Annotated in this window: 19 protein-coding genes; 6 read left to right on the forward strand and 13 right to left on the reverse strand. The window is 52.1% G+C overall.

Going from position 1 to position 23,068, the window contains the following annotated elements; translation table 11 throughout:
- Positions 1–111 precede the first annotated feature (111 nt).
- The 13 genes from recD to A1WG_RS25245 all read right to left on the reverse strand — a co-directional run bounded on the left by recD (position 112) and on the right by A1WG_RS25245 (position 18,955).
- The gene (gene recD, locus A1WG_RS17235) at positions 112–1,938 is read right to left on the reverse strand and encodes an exodeoxyribonuclease V subunit alpha (protein ID WP_001516983.1); all 1,827 of its coding nucleotides are present in this window, start codon (positions 1,936–1,938) and stop codon (positions 112–114) included.
- A complete protein-coding gene (gene recB, locus A1WG_RS17230; protein ID WP_001516984.1) occupies positions 1,938–5,480 on the reverse strand; it encodes an exodeoxyribonuclease V subunit beta in 3,543 nt (1,180 codons plus the stop codon). The genes recD and recB overlap by 1 nt, the downstream gene beginning before the upstream one ends.
- The gene (gene ptrA, locus A1WG_RS17225) at positions 5,473–8,361 is read right to left on the reverse strand and encodes a pitrilysin (protein ID WP_016242539.1); all 2,889 of its coding nucleotides are present in this window, start codon (positions 8,359–8,361) and stop codon (positions 5,473–5,475) included. Before ptrA ends, recB begins: the two co-directional genes overlap by 8 nt.
- A gap of 175 nt (positions 8,362–8,536) precedes the next feature.
- Entirely contained in the window at positions 8,537–11,905 is a 3,369-nt protein-coding gene (gene recC, locus A1WG_RS17220; protein WP_001516986.1) for an exodeoxyribonuclease V subunit gamma, read from the reverse strand.
- Positions 11,906–11,917: 12 nt separating this feature from the next.
- Entirely contained in the window at positions 11,918–12,241 is a 324-nt protein-coding gene (locus A1WG_RS17215) for a prepilin-type N-terminal cleavage/methylation domain-containing protein (protein ID WP_001276464.1), read from the reverse strand.
- Positions 12,226–12,633 carry a DUF2509 family protein gene (locus A1WG_RS17210; protein WP_001516987.1) on the reverse strand — a complete coding sequence of 136 codons (408 nt, stop codon included), beginning with the start codon at positions 12,631–12,633 and terminating at the stop codon, positions 12,226–12,228. The genes A1WG_RS17215 and A1WG_RS17210 overlap by 16 nt, the downstream gene beginning before the upstream one ends.
- On the reverse strand, positions 12,630–13,193 hold the full coding sequence (locus A1WG_RS17205) for a prepilin peptidase-dependent protein (RefSeq protein ID WP_001516988.1): 564 nt from the start codon (positions 13,191–13,193) through the stop codon (positions 12,630–12,632). The genes A1WG_RS17210 and A1WG_RS17205 overlap by 4 nt, the downstream gene beginning before the upstream one ends.
- Positions 13,184–13,654, reverse strand: coding sequence for a prepilin peptidase-dependent protein (locus A1WG_RS17200; RefSeq protein ID WP_016242540.1), 471 nt, complete (start codon positions 13,652–13,654; stop codon positions 13,184–13,186). The genes A1WG_RS17205 and A1WG_RS17200 overlap by 10 nt, the downstream gene beginning before the upstream one ends.
- A 185-nt stretch (positions 13,655–13,839) precedes the next feature.
- The gene (gene thyA, locus A1WG_RS17195; protein ID WP_001516989.1) at positions 13,840–14,634 is read right to left on the reverse strand and encodes a thymidylate synthase; all 795 of its coding nucleotides are present in this window, start codon (positions 14,632–14,634) and stop codon (positions 13,840–13,842) included.
- A 6-nt stretch (positions 14,635–14,640) separates the two neighbouring features.
- Positions 14,641–15,516 carry a prolipoprotein diacylglyceryl transferase gene (gene lgt, locus A1WG_RS17190; RefSeq protein ID WP_000204650.1) on the reverse strand — a complete coding sequence of 292 codons (876 nt, stop codon included), beginning with the start codon at positions 15,514–15,516 and terminating at the stop codon, positions 14,641–14,643.
- 150 nt (positions 15,517–15,666) lie between these two features.
- Positions 15,667–17,913 carry a phosphoenolpyruvate--protein phosphotransferase gene (ptsP, locus tag A1WG_RS17185; protein WP_000957931.1) on the reverse strand — a complete coding sequence of 749 codons (2,247 nt, stop codon included), beginning with the start codon at positions 17,911–17,913 and terminating at the stop codon, positions 15,667–15,669.
- 12 nt (positions 17,914–17,925) lie between these two features.
- The gene (gene rppH / locus A1WG_RS17180; protein ID WP_000564487.1) at positions 17,926–18,456 is read right to left on the reverse strand and encodes an RNA pyrophosphohydrolase; all 531 of its coding nucleotides are present in this window, start codon (positions 18,454–18,456) and stop codon (positions 17,926–17,928) included.
- 352 nt (positions 18,457–18,808) lie between these two features.
- The gene (locus A1WG_RS25245; RefSeq protein ID WP_001516990.1) at positions 18,809–18,955 is read right to left on the reverse strand and encodes a hypothetical protein; all 147 of its coding nucleotides are present in this window, start codon (positions 18,953–18,955) and stop codon (positions 18,809–18,811) included.
- 185 nt (positions 18,956–19,140) lie between these two features.
- On the opposite strand from A1WG_RS25245, the gene mutH reads away from it, so the two are divergent.
- The 6 genes from mutH (at position 19,141) to A1WG_RS25075 (ending at position 23,062) form a co-directional block, all read left to right on the forward strand.
- Positions 19,141–19,830, forward strand: coding sequence for a DNA mismatch repair endonuclease MutH (gene mutH / locus A1WG_RS17175; protein ID WP_000082178.1), 690 nt, complete (start codon positions 19,141–19,143; stop codon positions 19,828–19,830).
- 69 nt (positions 19,831–19,899) lie between these two features.
- Complete coding sequence (locus A1WG_RS17170) at positions 19,900–20,613, forward strand: TerC family protein (RefSeq protein ID WP_000895631.1); 714 nt, start codon at positions 19,900–19,902, stop codon at positions 20,611–20,613.
- Between the two features lie 137 nt (positions 20,614–20,750).
- Positions 20,751–20,969, forward strand: a complete 219-nt coding sequence (gene ygdR / locus A1WG_RS17165) for a lipoprotein YgdR (protein ID WP_000758660.1) — start codon at positions 20,751–20,753, stop codon at positions 20,967–20,969.
- A 107-nt stretch (positions 20,970–21,076) separates the two neighbouring features.
- Positions 21,077–22,117 (forward strand): NADP(H)-dependent aldo-keto reductase, encoded by a 1,041-nt coding sequence (locus A1WG_RS17160; protein ID WP_001516991.1) that lies wholly within the window; start codon positions 21,077–21,079, stop codon positions 22,115–22,117.
- Positions 22,118–22,398: 281 nt separating this feature from the next.
- The gene (locus tag A1WG_RS25070; RefSeq protein WP_233432068.1) at positions 22,399–22,728 is read left to right on the forward strand and encodes a DUF4140 domain-containing protein; all 330 of its coding nucleotides are present in this window, start codon (positions 22,399–22,401) and stop codon (positions 22,726–22,728) included.
- The gene (locus tag A1WG_RS25075) at positions 22,688–23,062 is read left to right on the forward strand and encodes a DUF4139 domain-containing protein (protein ID WP_001516993.1); all 375 of its coding nucleotides are present in this window, start codon (positions 22,688–22,690) and stop codon (positions 23,060–23,062) included. The genes A1WG_RS25070 and A1WG_RS25075 overlap by 41 nt, the downstream gene beginning before the upstream one ends.
- Positions 23,063–23,068 lie beyond the last annotated feature (6 nt).

The following is a 23,068-nucleotide window of genomic DNA, read 5'->3' on the forward strand; positions in this document are numbered from 1 at the left end:
TCGAAGACGTTGATGGCGGATTTAGGGTAAGTGGTTGAAATCGCCAGATGCGATATGCGCAATGCCCGGGGGCATAATAAGACGCGCATGCGTCGCATCAGGCATTCGCGTTTATCCCCGCGAACTAAATAACGCTGCCAGTCCGCTACGCCGCTCGGTACGTGTGGCGATTGCCGCACTTAATATGCGCTCATCGGCATACAACGATAAACGGCGACGCGCACGGGTCACTGCGGTGTAAACCAGCTCTCGCGTCACGACCGGCGTGCGCTGGCTCGGCAAAATCAACGCCGCATGGTCGAACTCAGACCCCTGCGATTTATGTACCGTCATCGCCCACGTGGTTTCGTGTTCCGGTAAACGACTTGGTTGCACTGACTTGATATTACCGTCCGGCATTGCAAACCAGACGCGCGTTCCTTGCCCGCGATCCAGTGCAATACCAATATCACCATTAAACAACCCAAGGGCGCTGTCATTGCGGGCAATCATCACCGGCCTGCCTTCGTACCAACGCGAGTGCGGATGGCGATGGATTTTGCGCTTCTGTTGCATAAACTGCTCAATTCGCTCATTCAACCCGGCTACGCCAAACGGCCCTTCCCGCAAGGCGCACAAAAGCTGGTATTCATTGAATGCCTGAATAATTAAATCCGGCTCGGCACGCGCTTGCAGCAGATCCAGATAGCGTCCGTAACCCGCAAGAGCTTCCTCAAGCATCGCAATATAATCTTCGCCACTCTGTAAAATCCGTTTTTCGATATCAGTAAAATCCTGCTGAAAAACGGTTTTTACTGCCGTTTTATCGCCGCGATTGATAGCCGCCGCGAGCTGACCAATGCCAGAATCGCTGCCGAAACGGTAACTTTTTTGCAAAAGGCAGAGACTATCGCGCAAAGATGCCGCCTCTGTGCCACTGCCCGCAGGAACGTAGCTCCCCGTCAGGCGACTTAGCTGCTCCGCTCGTTCTGCGGTAAAGCCCGCATTGGCATAAGCGCAAATATCGCCAAGAACAGCCCCAGCCTCAACAGAGGCCAGTTGATCACGGTCGCCAAGAAAGATCACTCTGGCATGATCGGGCAATGCGTCGATCAATCGTGACATCATGGGCAGATCGATCATTGACGCTTCATCGACCACCAACACATCAAGATGCAATGGGTTACCCGCATGATGGCGTAAACGCTGACTGCCCGGCTGCGCGCCCAGCAAGCGGTGCATAGTGCTGGCATCTTCCGGAATACGTTTCTTTTGTTCATCCGTCAGCGGTAACTGGCGCAAAGCTTTGCCAAGTGATTCGGTTAAGCGCGCGGCGGCTTTCCCCGTCGGCGCAGCCAAACGGATGCGACAACGTTCACCGTCGGCCATCTGAATTAACGCTGCCAGCAACTTCGCCACGGTGGTCGTTTTACCGGTGCCGGGGCCACCGGAAATCACCGAGATCCGCCTCGTCAGCGCCACCGCTGCCGCCACTTTTTGCCAGTTAATGTCATCGCTTACTGGAAAAAGTTGGTCCAGGGTTTGCGCCAGTAGAGCTTCATCAACCTCAATGGCATGATTCACTTCATTGAAAAAGCGCGCCACCGTGCGCTCGTTACACCACATGCGGTTGAGATAGAGACGATCGCCACAAAGGATCATTGGTGTAGGTTCATCTCCCCGGCTGACCGCATGTGAAGCCAGCAGACACTCTTCCCAGTTTTGTAGCTCACCGATTTCACTGACGCAGGTCGCCAGGAGCGGGTGCGAGGCTTCGTTGTTCTCCAGCCGTGAAAGCGGCAAACAGACATGTCCTTCCCCGGCATCATAACTTAACAGTGCCGCCGCAAGGGTGACGGCGGGATGTTCATCACCCGCCACGGTCAGGGCAAACTGCACGTCCAGCGGGCGTAGCTGTTTGTGCTCCACAGCTTCCAGTAATTGCTTTTGCAATTTCATTACGCCTCCTCCAGGGTCATACCAGCAAACATCTCATCCATCAGGGCAATCAACCCGGCATCGGGGCGGGTCGCGTAAATCCCTTGTTGCGGATGCTCTTTATCAACGCCGCGCAGGAACAGATAGATAACGCCGCCAAAGTGGCGCTCATAGTCGTAATCAGCAATGCGATGGCGCAGATAACGATGCAATGCCAGGGTATAAAGCTGATATTGCAGATCATAGCGGTGTGCTTGCATCGCCGCTGCCATAGCCTGTTGGGTGTATGCTGAGCTGTTTTCACCCAGCCAGTTGGATTTATAGTCGAGCAGGTAATAACGCCCTTCGTGGCGAAACACCAGGTCGATAAAGCCTTTTAACATGCCACGCACCTGCATGAACTCCAGCGACGGGCAGCCAGCAGAAAGCGGGTCAAACTGGCGGATTAGCGCATCAAGTTGGCTGGCGACGAGCGGTTCACTAATTGGCAGATAAAACTCCATCTCCACCTGTTTATCGCGGGCGGAAAGCTGACTCAGGCTGACTCCCGTTTCATTGAGCGGTGCCTGGAGAACAGCCATGATCCACTCGGTCAACACCGGTTCCCAATGCGCTTCAAAACCACCAAGTTCCAGTTTTTCCCGCACCCAGTCAGGCTCAACCGGCTGGGTAAAATCCAGATCCTCAAACAAACTGTGCAAGAACGTCCCCGGTGACGCTCCGCGCGGAAACTGATGCGGTGTTAACGTCGGTTCTTCAACGACGCTGACCACACCTGCGGCGTCAACATCCAGCCGTGGCATCAAATCCTGAGCGATACCGTGACCACGCTGCTGCAAACCAGAGTAGCTGGTGACCCGCCAGTTATCGCCAGGTAAACGTTGTAACGTCTTCGCATTCAGTTCTGCTGTAGAAACATCATTAACCTGCCAGGGCTGATTATCACCGGTTTGTGCCGTTTGCCAGGCAATATCCTCATCGCACAATGCTTCAATACAGGCGCGAAGTCCTGCCGCATCCTTTGGTTCCCCTTTTTGCAGCAAGCGTCCGAGCGCACTTTGATGGACGTCGGTGTCACCTTTTTTATCGCCTCGACGGCGCACCAGTGGTGCGACGCCAAGACTGCAATGCCAGACCGAACGCGTCAGCGCCACATAAAGCAAACGCAGATCTTCCGCCAGACGTTCGGCCTCAGCGAGATCGACGCTTTCTGGCGCAGCGTTAAGATCCAGAACAGCCTCAAATGAGTGACGATCGTGATAGAACGCCTGATCCTGGACGCGGAAATTGGTAATAAATGGCAACCAGACTAGCGGATACTCCAGTCCTTTCGACTTGTGGATCGTAACAATCTGCACCAGATGTTTGTCACTTTCGAGGCGCATTTGCTGGCTGGACGCGTTACTGTCTGGCTCGAGGATATGCTGTGATAACCAGCGTACCAGCGCATGTTCACTTTCAAGCTGCGTTCCCGCTTCCTGAAGTAATTCACTGATATGTAAAATATCTGTAAGACGCCGCTCACCACCCGCCGTTGCCAGCAGGTTTTCTGCAATGTTGCGCGCCGACATCAGCGCCCGCAGCATTGGCATAACGCCGCGTTTTCGCCAGATTTGTCGATAACCATCGAACTCTTCAACGACTGCATCCCAGGCATGTTCGTCATTATTCAGCATTTCGATATCCAGCGCGTTCAGCCCCATCATTGACGTTGCCAGCGCGCTACGCAGAGTATTTTCACGTTCAGGCGTCATCACTGCCTGCAACAGCCAAAGCATCTCCTGCGCTTCCAGAGTTTCAAAAACACTGTCGCGGTTCGAAAGGTAAACGGAAGGGATTTCCAGCAGCGTTAAGGCATCACGTATCTGGGCGGCCTCCTGGCGGCTGCGCACCAACACACTGATGTCTGAAGCACGCACCGGACGCGCGTCATCGCCATTCATCAACAACGCGTCTCCGCGCTGCCCGGCCTGCAGCCAGTCGCGGATTTGCGCGGCGCATACCTGCGCCATGGTACTTTGATAATCGCCAACGCCGCAGCTTTCGCCTTCCATCAGCCACATTTTCATCGAAGGCTGCGTTTCACCTTTAAATACGAAACGCAGCGCCTGATTTTTCCCGGCTGATTTCACAGGAATAAACGGTATTTCGCGAAACATAAAAGCGTCATCAGTCTGGCTAAAAAGCGTGTTCACACTGTTCACCATTCCTGGTGCGGAACGCCAGTTGGTATCCAACGTGTAATGAGCGTGAACTTCGCTACGCGCCTTCATGTAGGTGAAGATATCCGCACCACGGAACGCATAAATAGCCTGTTTCGGATCACCAATCAGTAACAATGCGGTTTCCGGCTGATGGTGCCAGATGTGGCGGAAAATCCGGTACTGCTGAGGGTCGGTATCCTGAAACTCGTCGATCATTGCCACCGGGAATCGCGTGCGGATCGCCGTCGCCAGCGCCTCTCCGCTTTCGCTACACAACGCGGAATCCAGCCGACTTAACATGTCGTCAAAACCCAGTTCGCCACGGCGGCGTTTTTCACGCGCTACCGTTTCACGGATCTCAGCTAATGCGCGAGTGATCACCAGATCGCGGATCGATAATGGTTCGGCAAGTAATTGATCGATCGCCTCAAACAGCGGATGGCGCGGTGTCTCGCCCCCTGCTTTTGTGCGATCTTCTAAGAAACGCTGAGAGAATTTTTCCAGCGACTCCGGCAACTGATAACTGTTGGTCTCTTCTTCTGCCCAGGCGCTAATCTTGTCAATCCATTTAGCCTGATTGCTACGGTTAAACTTGCGTCGATCAATACCTGAAGATTCGATTAGCGCATCCAGTTCACCTACCGCATCACGCCACTGCTGTTTTACGGTATCGATACGCGCCACAATTTGCGCGTGGCGGGAAGCCAGCGTTTCATCATCGGGCGGCGGCGCTTTAATAACTGGCGCTTCCCCTTGCAGATATCGATTAATATCGCGCAGCAACGCCTGCGGCCCTTTCCATGTTTCAAAGACCACCTGAGCAATTTCACGCGGCAGAGGATAGCAGTGGCGACGCCAGAAATCGGCGCAGGCCTGGTAGCGCAGTAGCGATTCATCTTCAATCAGTTGCTGCTCAAACAACATACCAGATTCAAAAGCATTCAGGTTGAGCATTCGCTGACAAAAACCGTGAATGGTAAAAACTGCCGCTTCATCCATCTGTCGTTCGGCTAACAGCAGCCACTGCGCGGCCTGCGCTTTATCGTCAATCTCTTCCAGCAGGCGCGCATACAGAGGGTTGTCGGTGGTTTCACGTAGACAGGCGATGCGCAACTCATGAATATTGCTACGGATACGACCGCGCAACTCTGCGGTGGCAGCCTCGGTAAAGGTCACCACCAGCAGTTCTTCAACGGTCAACGGGCGGGGAAAGGCAGCAGAACCACCTAGTCCAAGTAACAGGCGCAAATAGAGCGCTGCTATCGTAAAGGTTTTGCCTGTGCCGGCAGAGGCTTCAATCAGGCGCTCACCCAGTAAGGGCAAGCGCAAAGGATCTAGTGTCTCAGCGACATCACTCATTCTTTTCACTCATCAGGGGCATTGTTTGCTGCAACGCGCTGACGTTCTCCCACACTTTCCAGCCTTCAGGATGCACATATTCAGCTTTCCCATTCTGGCTGCCGGAAATCTGCGACAGGATAGCCATGCCTTGCGGCTCGACCACTGCCTGATGGAAGAAATCGGCAAGTTTTTGCGGCGTCAGCAGTTTTATCTGTGCCACGATTTTATCACGCGAATCAAAGCGCATATTGCCGCGATCGAAATCTTTACTTAACTTCGATGCTTCTTCGCCCAGCGTTTGCGGTGCCTGTAGCATCTGGCTGATAACCGCCTGCTGGATTTGCGCGAACTCTTCTGGCTTCATCGCGCGCAGTTTCGCCTCAGCCGTTGGGAAAAAGGCCTTGTAACGATCCCACAGGTACGAAGGCTGTTTATCATTACTTTGCAGTAAGAAGCCCATGCCCCACTGACGTCCCACGCTCATTGGGAACGCGAACACGGCGTACCCCAACTGCTCTTCAGTACGCAACTGATTGTAGAACCACGGTTGTACAATCTGCGCCAACAGAGAACTGTAGGCTGAACTGGTGTATTCATCGTAGCCAGTCGGTACAAATACTGCTGCCAGTGCGGAGTCGGTACTGTTACCGGCTTTTTCAAAAATGACGGACTGTTTTTTATCGACCAGGACATCTTTGTTACGACACCACTCTGAGCCATCAGCCCCTAACTGTTTTTGCACATCGCGCGCCAGCGTTGTTGCCTGGGCTTCGGTCATGTTGCCGATAACCATGAACTCTGGTCGTGCCCCGGATTTTAAGGCGTCGCGATAGGCCATCACCTCTTTCAGGGTGATAGTGGGCAAAATTTTACGGCGCTCATCTCGCGAGAAGTACGGCATCTGCGAGAGCATCTGCGCGGGCATAATCGCCTGCTCAAACGCTTTGCCTTTTTCTGCGGAATCCATCATCTGGTTATACCAGGATTTCGCCTGTTCAAGCTGCTCTGGTGTAGCGGTATAGCTAAAGTAGCCCTCCAGCAGAGCCTGAAAAAGTTGCGGCAGACGCTGAGTGTAACCATTAGCATTAACCATAAGGCCGTTGTTAGCATTGGTGGAAAAACTAATGCCGCCAACCGACGCCTGGTTGCTTAACTGATCAAGCGCCAACCCTGCGAGATAATCATTGAGCGCAAACATCACCTGGTTACGGGCGCTGTCCATCGCTTTCGGGTTACGCAAAATCAGGCTGACATCGGCTTTTGGTTCGCTGGCAAAATAGCGACTCGGCGCATACACCACACGCAAATTGGATTCATCAACAATCAGCTCTGGATGGTCGTATTTCTTCTCTGATTTAATCAGCGAGAAATCGTCAGGAATATAGGGATTAAGCTCCGGCAGGGAGAGCGCTATGTCGGCAGCTTTTTTCTGCCAGTCAGCGAAAGTTTGCTCGCTGATTTTATCGACCTGATACGGCGCATCGACAAAGTAAGCCATTTTATTGTGTGGCTCTTTCGGGCTGATATACCAGATACGCGCGTTTTGCGGCGTCATCATCGCCAGACGTTCTTTTACTGCTTTAGCATCATACTGATCGGCTATATTGACCGCGTCCAGCGTATGCTCAACGGGAACGCGAATCATGGTATCTGCCAGCCACTCGACGTAATCCATATCACGAGTGATTGACGGATAACGGAAATCGATATCCAGCACATTCGCCAGTTCATCGAAATACTGTTTATCAATCCCTTTTTCGCGTAACAGATTGAGGTAGCTGAAAATAGCCGCTACAACCTGATCGCGATTAGCCAGACCTTTATCGGTTAAGGACGCAGAGATCGCTAACACGCCACTGTTGCCATTGACGATAGGATCGGAGTTGGCGCTAATGCCCTCAACTAATCCCTGTTTTTGCAACCAGTCAGAAAGCGTTCCTGGGCTGCGATTGCCAATCAGATAGGTAATTAACTCATCAGTTTTACTACGGAACTCCGCCGAATTGTTATCGATGCGAAACTCGACACGCAGCACTTTACGCGGCAACGCCGGGACGTAATGAATGATAATGCCCTTTTGTGCATCGGTGACTACCGGCACGGTGATTTCCGGTTTTTTGCTCTCTTTGTTCGGCACTCGACCGAAGGTGTCCGCCGCCATCTTCGCCAGCTCCTGCAGCGGTTTGTTACTGTAGATAACAGCCTTCATCAGATTGGCGGAGTAATATTTCTCATGGAAATTTTTCAGCGCCTGCTGCACCGGATTACCGGGTTTGTCGCTTAAGGTTTCCAGGTTGCCACCAGAAAACTTTGCACCAGGGTGGGCCGGGTTAATGGTTTCTGCGCTGACCTGCGCCATACGCATCCCGTCACGCGTGCGCGCCATAGTTAATTCGGCGTTCACTGCATTACGCTCACGTTCGGCATATTTCTTGTCGAGTAAAGGTTCCGCAATGGCGTCCGCCAGGCGGTCTACCGCCCCTGGTAAGGCGTCATTTTCCACTTCCAGATAGAAAGCGGTGCGATACGGTGCCGTGCTGGCGTTATGACTGCCACCGTGCATTTTGAGGTATTCGGCCAGACTGTCAGCCTGCGGGTACTTTTTCGACCCCATCAGGCTCATATGTTCAAGATAATGTGCCAGCCCCTGATAAGCCTCGGGATCTTCCAGCGATCCAACGGGCACCACCAGTGCAGAAAGGGATTTTACCGCCTGCGGGTCAGAAACCAACAATACCACCATGCCGTTATCCAGACGCACAGCCTGATACTGACGGTTATCTTTATCACTTTTACGGATGGTTTCCTGAATCGGCTGCCATCCCGTTTCTGCCTGACTTAAGGGTGCCCAAAGGGCAACAAACAACAGTACTGCTTTGAACCAGGTGCTGCGGGGCATTCACGGACCTCATTATCAACTTTATTTTTCAGCCAGATTCAACACGTTAACGTAAATCATCCGGCAGAATTTAATCTCGCGCTGAACAAGTCAGCCTATGTCTATATAACCATCAGTCCGTGACTGGTGCGCATCATAAAGTAAGCAAATGGATTGCGCAATTTTTATACAGCACTCATGACTGATTAAAACGAAACAGCGGTAACAGGAAACGTTGCGACTGCTCAACGATGGCTTCCATTGTCTCTGGCGTTAATTGCCGCCAGAGCCTCTGATACCAGATATCGTCACCTTCTCCACGCACCATCATGTTGCCTTCGTAAGCCTGAAGGAATTTCGTACGGGCTTTTTGCACAGTGGACTCGTCATCCAGCATGACATCGTGTTCAGCGTCATAACAGGTTTTTAGCCACGCGCCGCCACTTTCAGGTAACACCAGTAACGGCGCGGACATTCCTTCACGATACCCTTCAACCAGTTGTGAGAGGTAATGTAAAGCCTGTTCGGCTGCAAGCGGCGGAAAACGCCACTCACCGTATTTACGCAGGAAAAGGCGACTCTCACCGTTACCACCGCTGGCACAGTAGACAAGGTGTTCCAGCCAAAGTTGCATTCCCTGTGCCACACTGAGCAAAGAGGGACGCCAGCGCAACAGACCATCCGGCTGGACCTGCGGCAACCAGCCCGTAATTTGCACGCCATTGCAGGTGAGATCGATTTCTAAACTCTGCCCCGGTTGCCGACAGGCAATGACTCTGTCGGCAAGTTGCTGCATCTCCTGGCACTGCGTTTCCCAGAAAATTTCACCAAATGCGCCATACGGCAAATCACCTGCCGCCCGGAACCGGCGGAACAAACGTTCGGCATCATCCTGCTCGACCAATGCATTTAATAGCTGCTGGTTGATCTGATAACGGCTAAGTCCCTCCAGAATAAATGGCTCGGTGTCGGGGATTTCGCTGTCTTCGGTGCGGAAGTTCACCTGCAAGCGCATCTGGAAAAATGCTCGCACCGGATGTGACCAGAATCGTTGTAGCGTCTCCAGCGGCACAGTTTCCGGCAAGGTAAACGGCAGTGGCTGAACAAATTCAGAGTGCGCCTTGCCTGCCTGGCTGGCTGCCGGTAGCCACTCGCGCGCATAGCTTTGTCGCTCACCGGGTTGGTAGTTTTGCGGATCAAACGGCATCCGGGTATGGAGGCAAGTAAGATGCGCTTTCACCCTCGCCTCACTTTCATCGCAGTTAAGCGCTTCATCGCCCGGCAGATAATGGCTTTGCCCGATGTAGTCGATCAGTTCCTGCACCAAAACCGACGGGAAACGTTCGCTGTTATCCTGAATGGAGCGCCCAATATAGCTGATATAGAGTTTTTGCTGCGCGGAAATTAACGCCTCCAGGAACAGATAGCGGTCGTCATCGCGACGACTGCGGTCGCCACGCTTTGGTTTCTGGCTCATTAAATCAAAACCCAGCGGCGCGAGCTGGCGCGGGTAAACACCATCGTTCATTCCCAGCAGGCAAACTACTTTGAACGGGATGGAACGCATTGGCATCAGGGTACAAATATTGACCGGACCGGCAAGAAAACGCTGGCTGATACGTTCTTGATCCAGACGTTGTGCCAGTTCATCACGTAACAGTGACAGCGGCACCACGTCGCCATACTGCGCTCCCAGCCCTTCTGCGATGATAGCCAGCCACTGTTGCTCAATAAGCGTCATCGCCGCTTCGGTTTCCGCATCCGGCAGGAAGAAAGCATTGAGCATGTCGCGGCATACCGGCAGCCACTCTTCCAGCGGTCGCTCCTGTGCCAACCCGCGACGCCAGATGTTGATCTGCATCAGCAGTGACGCCAGATGCCCCACCAGCTCTGCAATTAAGCCGCTCGACTCATCATAAGGAAGAACAGATTGCCATTCTCCCTGAGCACTCTCCATCGCGTAGCCCAGCAACATACGCGTCAGGCCAAATTGCCAGGTGTGTTGCCCGGTGGCGGGAAGTTCCAGCTCGCGAACGTTGTCGTCATCAATCCCCCAGCGAATGCCGGATTCATTGACCCACTGGCGTAAATAACGCAGCCCTTCTTCGGTGATATCAAACCGCGCCGCCAGCACCGGTACGTCCAGCAGCGCCAAAACGTCCTCCGATACAAAGCGGCTGTCAGGCAACGATAACAGGCTGATAAATGCTTCCAGTACCGGATGCGACTGTCGCGCCCGACGGTCGGAAATGGCGTAAGGCAGATAACGATCCGCCGGAGCACTACCAAACACCGCCTGAATAAACGGACTGTAGCTATCGATGTCAGCCACCATCACGATGATATCGCGCGGAGTGAGTGTCGGATCTTCTTCCAGCATCGCCAGCAATCGATCGTGCAAGACTTCAACTTCGCGCTGCGGGCTATGGCAAACATGGAAGGTGACGCTGTTATCCTGCGGATCGAGCTGCCGTTTGTTATCGCTGCGGGAAAACTCTTCAAGGTTCACGCCTGCGACGGCGCGGTTTTCCAGTTCCAGAATGTCGGACTGAATGTTATGCAGCAGGCTGTCTGGAGTAACATCGACAAAGGCATCCAGTTCCTGACTGCTCTGGAGATCAGCAAGCAGATAGATGTAGTCTCGCCCCAGCTTGCCCCATGAGGCCAGCAGAGGGTTGCCAATATCCTGTTCGCCGTCGCTGTTAAACAACTGCCCGGCATTTTCGCTATCGCGAAATAGCGGCAATTCGCGATCTTCAAAGCTGTGCCGACGCTGGCGGGTTAGCAGTTTCGCCAGATACGCAGGATCTTTAATATCGCCCCAGTAATAACGGCAAGGGTTGGTAAACAGAAGATGGATTTCAATATGTTTACCCAGCGCCTGTAACGCCTGTAGATAAACTGGCGGTAATGCGGAAATACCGCAGATAAATACGCGCGAAGGTAGCCCTGGCGGGCAGGTCGTTGCAGACTCCAGCGTTTCGATAAAGCGTTGATAGAGATTGGCACGGTGCCAACGAGGTTGCCCCAGCTCGTCAGTATATTCTACCAGCGCCTTCCACAATGGAGCTTGCCAGGCCTGCGCTTCTCCCAGCCCTTCAACCAGATGTCCCGCTTCCCACTGAGCCAGCCAGTCCGGGCGATAGACCAGATACTGGTCAAACAGGTCCGCCGCTTTTGAGGAAAGCTGAAACAGTTTCCGCTTGTCACTATCGTCAGTCAGGTAATGGCGCAACAGGGTAAAATCTTCGCAATCCAACAGTTGCGGCAGCAGAGTCATCAGTTTCCAGCTCATGCTCTGCTTGTTAAAGGCACTCTCTTTGGGGATCTCCGGCAATACGCGGACGAACATATCCCAGATAAAACTCGCAGGGAGCGGGAAATCAATGTTTGCCGCAATACCGAACTTCTGCGACAGGGTCATTTGCAGCCACTGTGCCATACCGGTACTTTGCACCAGAATCATCTCTGGCTCGAAAGGATCGTCCAGCCGCTCGCGTTCGACGATAAACTCCATCAACGCTTCCAGCACGTCCAGACGATTGGAATGGTAGACCCTTAACATAGCGGCTCCTGACTACTGACGATTCGGGCAATGCAGGCGGGTCATCTCGCCTTCTCTGCCCCCGGGTGAAACTAACGTAACGCTGATGCTGACACATCCCGCCTGCGATGTCTGCATTCGGTTGACCTGCCAGTTGGCAGGTGGCGAAATCGCGCGCAGTTGCGTTTGCTGCCAGCCATGCCGCCAGAGCTGTTGGTACTGGCCTCTGCTGGTAAGACTGTTCATTAATGTTCGCTGGAAACCGGATAACGCAGTGACAATCATCACCATCAGCACCATCGCCAGCATCACTTCCGGTAGACTAAAGCCTTGTTGATTCTTCAGGGAAGCTGACATAACGCCACCTCTTTCTGCGGACAAAAATCACTCCAGCCGTGTGGCGAAAAAGCAATATTTCCATCGTTCACTTCGCCTGTTCGCCATAATGAAACACCTTCATAACTGGCAATCAGCAAGATTTCACTATCAGCCAGTAAACGCAGACAAACTCGGGCACCGGTTGCAGCGAACTGTGAGCACTGAACTACGGGTTGCGTCTGCCAGGTGTGCATTTTTCCCCATTCCAGCGCCGACTGTATAATTGCCTGACGACGCAATGACTGGCTTTCCATAGTCACCCGAGAAGCAAAACTGCGCTCCTGTTGGCTCATTCCTTGTAGCAGCAAGCTGCCCAATACCAGCAACATCAGGACCAGTGCCAGCGATGAAACGCCCCGTTCACGGTTCACAGGTTGAATCCTGTTACGCTATAGCTGGCATCCACCACGGTTTGTGGTTCAGCCTTACTGGTACCGCGCATACTAACCGTTAATACCGGCGAGAATCCGCTGACATCCTGACGCAGGACCTGAAAAGTGTCGATAATGACGGCGTCCGGGTTGGTGACTTTATCCCAGCCTTTACCTTCACAGGATGCGGCACCACGTAACGTTTCCAGCACATGCTCTTTCAAACGAAATCCAATCTGGTCGGACTCTTTTACCGGCTCACGATCCCAGATACCGTTACTGTTCGCGTCCCACTGCACAATGATGCAGTCATCCTGCCCGACAATTTCCAGCCCTTCACCAGTGCAGTTACCATGACAATAACCAGCCCTTTGAAGATGCTTCGCGACGGTGTAGACCCGCAGCCAGATCTCATCTTCCAGTGCCAGCTTGCGCGTTGTAATCAAGCTTTCCCGCTGTAATGCTGGCAGAAACCGCGCAGCCCCCAGCAGCAATACGCTACTGATAGCCATAGCAATCAGCACTTCCAGCAGCGAAAATCCTTGTTCTTTTACAGACATCCTTGTGTTTCTCCTTGCTGACAAAGCCGGAGTCTTCCCCACGGTGAAATCACCAGCCACCACTCGCCCGCTGAGTTTTTGAAGTGAATATGCCCGGCCCATGCGGTATTGCGCAGGCCAAAGAACGTAAGCGAAGGGGTCAGGTCACTCATTTCGACTTCGGGCCAGCGTGACACAAAGACCAACGGTGAATGGCCATGACAGGTATTCGTCCCTGCGGCGGCACTTACAAGACACCATGACGTTCCCTCCCTGATGACGCTGATACTGTGGTCGCGGTTATGCCAGTTGGCATCCTCACGTAAATAGAGCAAATAATCCCGCGCCTGGCTGGCGGTTTGCCATAGCCGTTGCGACTGCTGCCAGTATTGCCAGCCATAGAGTCCAGTTGCGCTTAACATGACTAAAATCAGCATCGCAACCAGTGTTTCAATCAGCGTATAACCACGTTGTGTTTTCATGTCGGCAGTATGCGACGAGGAGAAAAAAAGGCGAGGCCCTGTTTCTATTTTCTCGGCGCGTCTTCCGCACTATTTACGTTGTTGCAGGGCGTTGCAAAATTTCGGGAAGGCGTCTCGAAGAATTTAACAGAGGGTAAAAAAAACCGACGCACACTGGCGTCGGCTCTGGCAGGATGTTTCGTAAATCAGATAGCAACCGGAGCCTTAATGCCCGGATGCGGATCGTAGCCTTCAATCTCAAAATCTTCGAAACGGTAGTCGAAGATGGATTCTGGTTTACGTTTGATAATCAGCTTCGGCAGCGGACGCGGCTCGCGGCTTAATTGTAGATGGGTTTGATCCATATGGTTGCTGTACAGGTGCGTGTCGCCACCGGTCCAGACAAAATCACCCACTTCCAGATCGCACTGCTGCGCCATCATATGCACCAGTAGTGCGTAGCTGGCGATGTTAAACGGCAGGCCGAGGAAGACGTCACAGGAGCGTTGATAAAGCTGGCAAGAAAGCTCGCCGTCTGCCACATAAAACTGGAAGAACGCATGGCACGGAGCCAGCGCCATTTTATCCAGTTCGCCCACGTTCCACGCCGAAACAATAATGCGGCGGGAGTCCGGGTCGTTTTTCAATTGATTCAATACCGTGGTGATTTGATCAATATGACGACCATCTGGCGTTGGCCATGCGCGCCACTGTTTGCCATACACTGGGCCGAGATCGCCATTTTCATCGGCCCATTCGTCCCAGATAGTGACATTGTTTTCATGCAGATAAGCAATGTTGGTATCGCCCTGCAGGAACCATAGCAGCTCATGGATGATGGAACGCAGGTGGCAACGCTTGGTTGTCACCAGTGGGAATCCATCCTGCAGGTTAAAACGCATCTGATGACCAAAAATGGAAAGCGTTCCGGTTCCGGTACGGTCGTTTTTCTGTGTGCCTTCGTCGAGCACTTTTTGCATCAGTTCTAAATACTGTTTCATGGTTCCTCAGGAAACGTGTTGCTGTGGGCTGCGACGATATGCCCAGACCATCATGATCACACCCGCGACAATCATCGGGATGGAAAGAATTTGCCCCATGCTGATGTACTGCACCCAGGCACCGGTAAACTGCGCGTCGGGCTGGCGGAAAAACTCAACAATGATGCGAAACGCGCCATAGCCAATCAGGAACAAGCCTGAGACAGCCCCCATTGGGCGCGGTTTACGAATGTAGAGGTTAAGGATGATAAACAGCACCACACCTTCCAGCAGCAGTTCGTACAACTGTGACGGGTGGCGCGGCAGCACACCGTAAGTGTCGAAAATGGATTGCCACTGTGGGTTGTTTTGCAGCAGCAGAATGTCTTCGGTACGGGAGCCAGGGAACAACATGGCAAACGGGAAGTTCGGGTCAACGCGGCCCCACAGTTCACCGTTAATAAAGTTGCCCAGACGCCCGGCACCAAGACCAAACGGAATGAGCGGTGCAATAAAATCAGAGACCTGGAAGAAGGAGCGTTTGGTACGGCGGGCGAAGATAATCATCACCACGATAACGCCAATCAGGCCGCCGTGGAAGGACATGCCGCCGTCCCAGACGCGGAACAGATACAGCGGATCGGCCATAAACTGCGGGAAGTTGTAGAACAGAACATAACCAATACGTCCGCCCAGGAAGACACCGAGGAAGCCCGCATAGAGTAAGTTTTCAACTTCATTTTTGGTCCAGCCACTGCCCGGACGATTCGCCCGACGCCCCGCCAGCCACATTGCAAAAATGAACCCCACCAGATACATCAGGCCGTACCAGTGAAGCGCAACGGGTCCTATTGAGAAAATGACCGGATCAAATTCCGGAAAATGCAGATAGCTACTGGTCATCTGTCACCACAAGTTCTTGTTATTTCGCTGAAAGAGAACAGCGATTGAAATGCGCGCCGCAGGTTTCAGGCGCTCCAAAGGTGCGAATAATAGCACAAGGGGACCAGGCTGGTTGCCGGATACCGTTAAAAGATATGTATAGGAACCGCGCTATAATCCTCCGCGAATCAGCCCACCCATGCCGCGACGCTCCATAAATGCCGCAACCTGATGACGAACTTCAGTCGCCAGTTGCGCTTCCAGACTGCGCTGAGCAAGATTTTCTGCTTCGGCAAAATCAATGCGCCGCAGCAAGTATTTTACGCGCGCGACAGAGCGTCCGTTCATAGATAGATGGCGATACCCAAGCCCAATGAGGATCGCCACACACATGGGATCGCCCGCCATTTCACCGCACAAACGTAAGTCGATCCCCTGCGCTTCCGCTTCCCGGGCGATCATCGCCAGGGCTCGAAGCATTGCAGGATGAAGACTGTCATAAATGTTTGCCACCCGCGTGTTGTTGCGATCGACAGCCAGAATGTACTGGGTCAGATCATTGGTGCCTACCGAGATAAAATCGACCCGGTTTGCCAGATGCGGCAACATAAATACCATCGATGGCACTTCCAGCATGATACCGATACGCGGTTTAGGAATTGCGTAACCAATCATTTCTTCGACTTCACGTCCGGCACGCTCGATCAGGCGGCGTGCTTCGTCAACTTCATCGAGACTTGTGACCATCGGCAACAGGATGTTCAGGTTGCCCGTGGCGGCGTTAGCACGCAACATCGCCCGTACCTGAATCAAAAAGATCTCCGGCTGATCGAGCGTAATGCGGATCCCACGCCAACCAAGACATGGATTCTCTTCGCTGATAGGCATGTAAGGCAGTTGCTTATCAGCACCGACATCCAGCGTGCGCAGCGTGACGGGCTTATCATTAAACATTTGCAACATGCCCTGATACTGCGCCACCTGTTCTTCTTCCGACGGGAAGCCGCTTTGCAGCATAAAGGGAATTTCAGTGCGATAGAGTCCGATGCCATCAATGCGGCTGCCTAATTTTTCTTCATGTTCCGGACTTAACCCCGCATTGAGCATAACTTTTATGCGCTCGCCGCTTTTTAGCTGCGCGGGTAAATTGACATCATCTTCTGCCAGACGGCTAAGCTCAATCTCTTCGCTAATCAGCCGCTGATATTCATGCAGCAGCACCGGCTCCGGGTCGACCAGCAATTCCCCACGATAACCGTCAACGATCAACGTCCGACGATGCAGCACCGAAGGCTGAATGTCCGCGCCCATCACGGTGGGGATCCCCAGTGCACGCACCATGATCGCGGCGTGGGAGTTGGCAGCACCATCGCGCACGACAACGCCGACTAAGCGATCCTGAGGCAGTTCCGCAAGGGTAGTCGCTGACAGTTCATCTGCCACCAGAATGAAACGTTCCGGCCAGGCGTTCGCCCCCTGATTGGCATCATCAAGATGAAACAGTAATCGCTGACCCAGCGCGCGTAGATCGCCCGCTCGTTCTTTGAGATAGCTATCGCTTAGTGTGGCGAACTGTTCGGCAAATTTTTCAATGACCGTTTTCACCGCCCACTCTGCGACCGAACCTTTATCCACTTCAGCAAACAGTTCGCGACGCAGACGCGTATCGGAAAGCAAGTGTGAGTAAAGATCGAAAATAGCCGCCGTTTCTTTTTGCGCCCCGGCGGCAAAGCGTTTGCTGTAACGGCGAAACTCATTGGCCGCCTCTTCCAGCGCCCCGGTCAGTCGCTCACGTTCCAGCGCCGGATCCAGCGTTGATGCCTGATACACCTGTTCCATTAAGGGTAACGTTGCATCCTGCCAACCTTCGGCAATCGCTACACCGGGCGCGGCCGGTAATGCGCGGATTCTCGTCTGGCGATATTGCCCGAACAACGCAGTCAACTGCGACTGGGATAGAATGGCGGCCATCTGGGTGGCGAGCGTCACCAGGAAGGATTCTTCGCTTTCGTTGTACTGCCGCAGTTCGCGTTGCTGCACCACCAGTACACCAAGCAACTGGCGACGTTGAATAATCGGCACGCCTAAAAACGCACGGAAACGCTCTTCTTTTACGGAGGGGATATATTTGAAGCTGGGGTGTTTTTGCGCATCCGCAAGGTTTATCGGTTCCGCCAGCCTGCCAACCAGACCGACGATCCCTTCATCAAACGCAAGCGTTACAGTGCGACCACGTGGTTTTTTTAATCCCCGGGTCGCCATCAGGTAGTAACAACGTCGGTCGTGATCGGCCAGGTAGACCGAACAGACCTCAGTATCCATCGCAAGACAGATGTCGGTAACCAGAATATTTAACGCCTCGTTCAGGCGTGGTGCGCTGGCTACCTTTTCGACTATTTCGCGCAGGCGAGTGAGCATAATTGGCGTGACTTAACCTCTTTTACGTCGATAAGCTGATGCGTTTTGTGGTTTAGGCGTATTTTCCTGAAGCGCCATCACAACACTCGCGAACTCTTTCATTACCCTACGGTAGACATCACGTTTAAATGACACCACCTGTCTGACCGGATACCAGTAACTTACCCATCGCCAGCCGTCAAACTCTGGTGTACTGCTGGTTTGCATATTGATTTCCGCATCGCCGCTCACCAACTGCAAGAGAAACCATTTTTGTTTTTGGCCGATACAAACCGGCTTCGTGTCCCAACGCACCAAACGTTTCGGTAATTTGTAGCGCAACCAGTTACGTGTTGAAGCAAGGATTCGAACGTCTTTACGGCTTAATCCTACTTCTTCAAACAATTCACGGTACATCGCCTGTTCTGCGGATTCTCCGGGATTAATTCCGCCTTGCGGAAACTGCCAGGAGTGCTGACCAAATCGCCGGGCCCACATTACTTGCCCCTGACGATTACAAATCACGATACCTACGTTTGGGCGGTAGCCATCGTCATCAATCACCGGACTACCTCAAAATAAAGCTTTATATACGAATGATTGTTTCATACTCCAGGAAGACGGTAAACCACTCTCTGCAGGGCATTACACACTAATAACAATTGAATAACTCACAGTTAAGTGCAGAGTTATAAACAGAGGAAGGGGCGGATAACCGTTTTTATTCACCTTTTCTGTGGATAGAGTTGTGAAGAAGTACGGAATTACCACGGGAAAACCCAGAACACTCTGAATCAGCCGGATAAACGCGCTTTAAAATATTTTTTATTAATCAGTATATTATATACATAAAGAGTGATGAAACAGAGATATTTGTAACCATGGTAACACCACTCATTTACTCGTTGGCGAAAGATCAACCAACGTCGTATTTATCCACAGAATGTGCCACTAAGTTAAGCACCGTACCACTAAAAATTAGAGTTTCGTCGCACGTCAAGGCTGTAAATGGAAACAGTAGTGAGGGTTTTTCACAGTTATCCCAGCTTTCTGTGGATAACATGGTGTAAGATCCTGTTTATTTTCAGTGACCAGAATTGGAAAACCCACCTGGACGTTGCGCAACACAGTAGCCTGTAGATTAAAAAACAAGATAAATCATAGAATTGAACAACGCATGTGGAAAAAGTTACACTCTGAGTATTCGGCACAGAATAGCTGCTTGTTTTTTAACCAAGGTGTTAAGCCATGTCCCAACCTCGCCCATTGCTCTCTCCCCCCGAAACTGAAGCGCAGTTACTGGCGCAAGCACAGCAACTTTCTGGTTACACACTAGGTGAACTGGCGGCGCTTGCCGGGTTGGTTACACCGGAGAATTTAAAACGCGATAAGGGTTGGATCGGTGTGTTACTGGAGATCTGGCTCGGAGCCAGCGCTGGCAGTAAACCTGAACAAGATTTTGCTGCTTTAGGCGTGGAACTCAAAACGATTCCTGTGGATAGTCTGGGACGTCCGCTGGAAACGACATTTGTTTGTGTTGCACCGTTAACCGGCAATAGCGGCGTGACCTGGGAAACCAGCCACGTGCGCCACAAACTCAAACGGGTGCTGTGGATACCGGTTGAAGGCGAGCGCAGCATCCCGCTGGCGCTACGTCGCGTAGGGTCACCGTTGTTGTGGAGCCCGAATGAAGAGGAAGACCAGCAGTTGCGCGAGGACTGGGAAGAATTGATGGATATGATTGTCCTCGGTCAGGTTGAGCGAATCACCGCTCGTCATGGGGAATATTTACAAATACGGCCGAAAGCAGCGAATGCGAAAGCTCTGACCGAAGCCATTGGCACCCGGGGCGAACGGATTCTGACGCTGCCACGCGGTTTTTATTTGAAGAAGAATTTCACCAGTGCGCTACTGGCGCGTCATTTTTTGATCCAGTAGCCATCACTTTGACCTGCCGCATTCCGGGCATATAATTACCGCTTCATTTTTTTTGGCAGGGCTTTTTAGATGTTATTTGCATGGATAACCGATCCTAACGCCTGGCTTGCGCTCGGTACGCTGACGCTGCTGGAAATCGTTCTTGGGATCGATAATATTATTTTCCTTTCTCTGGTGGTCGCAAAGTTGCCCACCGCACAGCGTGGTCATGCACGGCGTCTGGGGCTGGCTGGAGCCATGGTTATGCGTCTGGCGCTGCTGGCATCGATTGCCTGGGTTACTCGCCTGACGAATCCGCTTTTTACAATCTTCAGTCAGGAAATTTCCGCTCGTGATTTGATTCTGCTGCTGGGCGGTCTGTTCCTTATCTGGAAAGCCAGTAAGGAGATCCACGAGTCTATCGAAGGCGAAGAAGAAGGGCTGAAAACACGCGTTTCTTCATTCCTCGGTGCTATCGTGCAGATTATGCTGCTGGATATTATTTTCAGCCTCGACTCGGTCATTACCGCCGTGGGTCTGTCGGATCATCTGTTTATTATGATGGCGGCCGTAGTGATTGCCGTAGGCGTGATGATGTTCGCCGCACGTTCAATTGGTGATTTTGTTGAACGCCATCCATCAGTGAAAATGTTGGCGCTCTCTTTCCTGATTCTGGTGGGCTTTACCCTGATTCTGGAAAGTTTCGATATCCACGTACCGAAAGGTTACATCTACTTCGCAATGTTCTTCTCCATTGCAGTAGAAAGCCTCAACCTGATTCGCAATAAAAAGAATCCACTCTGATGTTCCGTTCGCTCTTCTGCGGGAGAGCGAATGCCTTCCCTTTATCCTCACAGTTTAAGACTTTCCTGCTTTCAAGATGTATAACGTCAGATTATAAACAGACTATTATCATTGATGGGCTTAATGAGGATAACCGGATGAAAAAATGGGCAGTATTAATCTCTGCAGTCGGACTGGCATTTGCTGTTTCCGGTTGTAGCAGTGATTATGTGATGGCAACTAAAGATGGTCGAATGATCCTGACGGATGGAAAACCGGAAATTGACGATGATACCGGGCTTGTGAGTTATCACGATCAGCAAGGTAACGCTATGCAAATTAACCGTGATGATGTCTCGCAAATTATTGAACGTTAAAAAATAAGGTCAGCATCCGGCTGGCCTTAAGATTTTTCGCTTTCCCTTTTCCCTTCCCTCTGCCATTTTTATATTCCTTATGTCGTGATTATAAAAAGGAAACGGCTATGCAATATCACCGTATACCCCACAGCTCGCTGGAAGTCAGCACGCTGGGGCTTGGCACGATGACGTTTGGTGAACAGAACAGCGAAGCCGACGCCCACGCACAACTCGACTATGCCGTCGCTCAGGGCATTAATCTTATTGACGTTGCCGAAATGTACCCCGTACCGCCGCGCCCCGAAACTCAGGGTTTAACCGAAACCTATGTCGGTAACTGGTTGGCAAAACATGGCAACCGCGAAAAGTTAATTATCGCCTCCAAAGTGAGCGGACCGTCGCGCAATAATGACAAGGGCATTCGCCCGGATCAGGCGCTGGACAGAAAAAATATCCGCGAAGCCCTGCATGACAGCCTCAAACGTTTGCAGACGGATTATCTCGATCTTTATCAGGTGCACTGGCCACAGCGCCCGACTAACTGCTTCGGCAAGCTCGGTTATAGCTGGACGGATTCTGCCCCTGCGATTTCTCTGCTCGACACGCTGGATGCACTGGCGGAGTACCAACGCGCGGGAAAAATTCGTTATATCGGCGTGTCGAATGAAACCGCATTTGGCGTAATGCGTTATCTGCATCTGGCAGACAAACACGATCTGCCGCGCATCGTCACTATTCAGAACCCCTATAGTCTGTTAAACCGCAGCTTTGAAGTGGGTCTGGCGGAAGTCAGTCAGTATGAAGGCGTCGAGTTACTGGCCTATTCGTGTCTGGGTTTCGGCACGCTGACCGGGAAATATCTCAATGGTGCAAAACCGGCTGGCGCACGCAATACACTCTTTAGTCGCTTCACCCGCTACAGCGGCGAGCAGACGCAAAAAGCCGTCGCGGCGTATGTTGATATCGCCAGACGTCATGGTCTCGATCCTGCGCAGATGGCGCTGGCCTTTGTACGCCGTCAACCGTTTGTTGCCAGCACTCTGCTGGGCGCAACGACGATGGAACAGTTAAAAACCAACGTCGAAAGTTTGCATCTGGAGTTAAGCGAAGACGTATTGGCTGAAATTGAAGCGGTACATCAGGTTTATACTTATCCGGCACCGTGATCCTTTCGCCTGGTGTTATGCGCCAGGCTTCTCTTTTCTCCACTTTTCAGAATATATTCACTACTTTTCGCCGCATCTTTCCTGACAAAGCGCAATAGACTCTTTTGGTCAACGCCAGAGCGCGTTTCAATGTCTGTGCCCATTGTTAAGGATAACCATGTTGATTTTCAAACCTCTTCCCCTCGCCATGTTACTTACCGGGTGTATGTCCTCCGCCTGGGGGGGCAGTTAACCCAGCGCTAACACTTAAAGACGTCACTGTTTATCTGCATGGTGCCAGCCTGCAAGGTGAAGAGACACTCAACTTACCGGCAGGTGAAAGCGAAATCATCTTCACCCATATTGCCAATTCGGTAACTGACGACAGCATCGCCATCTCTATCGATAACGGAGTGACGGTGCTTTCCTCACGTATCGAGCTACAGGAAACACAACCGAATGCGTTGCCGTCAGAGATTCAGCAACAGTTAAAAGCAGCAAAGGTGGAACAGGCAAAACTAACCGCCGAGAAAAACAATATTGCGGCTCAAATTAAGGTATTAGTGGCAAATAGCACATTAACCAATAAAAGTGCCGCCGGAAGATGGCAAGTCGCTGGATATTCAGCTTAACCGCGATCCTAAGTTGATTATTCAGCGTAAAGCCGCTCTCAAAAAAGAGAATGCGTTATCTATCTTTAACGACAGCGCAATACGTAACTTCAGTTACACCCTTAATGTGAAGAACAGCTACGGCGAAGCGGTGGATATCACTCTGCTCGACCAGATCCCAGTCAGTACTAATAGTGATATTACGGTAGAAAAAATGCAGTACGGGCAGGCGCAGTTTGATGCGAAAACGGGTGAACTGACCTGGACGCTGAAACTGTCGGGCAAAGAGAACGTGAGTCTGCCATTCTCTTACAGCGTGAAGTATCCGAAAGGTATGCCCCCTTCGGGAATGTGACCTTCA

Source organism: Escherichia sp. KTE96, from assembly GCF_000408525.1.
GTDB lineage: Bacteria > Pseudomonadota > Gammaproteobacteria > Enterobacterales > Enterobacteriaceae > Escherichia > Escherichia marmotae.

Coding starts and splice junctions, on each gene's coding strand:
- recD (WP_001516983.1), bottom strand. CDS start 1,938: ATGAAATTGCAAAAGCAATTACTGGAAGCTGTGGAGCACAAACAGCTA.
- recB (WP_001516984.1), bottom strand. CDS start 5,480: ATGAGTGATGTCGCTGAGACACTAGATCCTTTGCGCTTGCCCTTACTG.
- ptrA (WP_016242539.1), bottom strand. CDS start 8,361: ATGCCCCGCAGCACCTGGTTCAAAGCAGTACTGTTGTTTGTTGCCCTT.
- recC (WP_001516986.1), bottom strand. CDS start 11,905: ATGTTAAGGGTCTACCATTCCAATCGTCTGGACGTGCTGGAAGCGTTG.
- A1WG_RS17215 (WP_001276464.1), bottom strand. CDS start 12,241: ATGTCAGCTTCCCTGAAGAATCAACAAGGCTTTAGTCTACCGGAAGTG.
- A1WG_RS17205 (WP_001516988.1), bottom strand. CDS start 13,193: ATGTCTGTAAAAGAACAAGGATTTTCGCTGCTGGAAGTGCTGATTGCT.
- A1WG_RS17200 (WP_016242540.1), bottom strand. CDS start 13,654: ATGAAAACACAACGTGGTTATACGCTGATTGAAACACTGGTTGCGATG.
- thyA (WP_001516989.1), bottom strand. CDS start 14,634: ATGAAACAGTATTTAGAACTGATGCAAAAAGTGCTCGACGAAGGCACA.
- lgt (WP_000204650.1), bottom strand. CDS start 15,516: ATGACCAGTAGCTATCTGCATTTTCCGGAATTTGATCCGGTCATTTTC.
- ptsP (WP_000957931.1), bottom strand. CDS start 17,913: ATGCTCACTCGCCTGCGCGAAATAGTCGAAAAGGTAGCCAGCGCACCA.
- A1WG_RS25245 (WP_001516990.1), bottom strand. CDS start 18,955: ATGTTATCCACAGAAAGCTGGGATAACTGTGAAAAACCCTCACTACTG.
- mutH (WP_000082178.1), top strand. CDS start 19,141: ATGTCCCAACCTCGCCCATTGCTCTCTCCCCCCGAAACTGAAGCGCAG.
- A1WG_RS17170 (WP_000895631.1), top strand. CDS start 19,900: ATGTTATTTGCATGGATAACCGATCCTAACGCCTGGCTTGCGCTCGGT.
- ygdR (WP_000758660.1), top strand. CDS start 20,751: ATGAAAAAATGGGCAGTATTAATCTCTGCAGTCGGACTGGCATTTGCT.
- A1WG_RS17160 (WP_001516991.1), top strand. CDS start 21,077: ATGCAATATCACCGTATACCCCACAGCTCGCTGGAAGTCAGCACGCTG.